We start from the raw sequence: 516 nt of genomic DNA on the forward strand, positions 1-516 counted from the left end.
CATGGCAAAGGCAAAGTTTGAACGCAACAAGCCGCACGTCAACATCGGGACCATTGGTCACGTTGACCACGGCAAGACGACGCTGACGGCTGCGATCACGAAGTATTTCGGCGAATTCCGGGCCTATGACCAGATCGATGGTGCGCCGGAAGAGAAAGCCCGCGGGATCACCATTTCGACCGCTCACGTCGAATACGAATCGCCCTCGCGCCACTACGCCCATGTCGACTGCCCGGGCCACGCCGACTATGTGAAGAACATGATCACCGGTGCGGCGCAGATGGACGGCGCGATCCTGGTGGTGAACGCGGCTGACGGCCCGATGCCGCAGACCCGCGAGCATATCCTGCTGGGCCGTCAGGTCGGCATCCCCTACATGGTCGTCTACCTGAACAAGGTCGACCAGGTGGATGACGAAGAGCTGCTGGAACTGGTCGAGATGGAAGTGCGCGAGCTGCTGAGCTCGTATGACTACCCGGGCGACGACATTCCGATCATCAAGGGCTCGGCCCTGGC

General features: G+C 61.0%; 1 protein-coding gene. It reads left to right on the forward strand.

The annotated features are described in order from the left end of the window. Nucleotide 1: 1 nt before the first annotated feature. Nucleotides 2-516, forward strand: a 515-nt coding sequence (locus Q1A36_RS21400) for a GTP-binding protein (RefSeq protein ID WP_299848212.1), incomplete at its 3' end; no start/stop codon positions are given.

The sequence above is a fragment of the uncultured Paracoccus sp. genome (assembly GCF_947487305.1).
GTDB lineage: Bacteria > Pseudomonadota > Alphaproteobacteria > Rhodobacterales > Rhodobacteraceae > Paracoccus.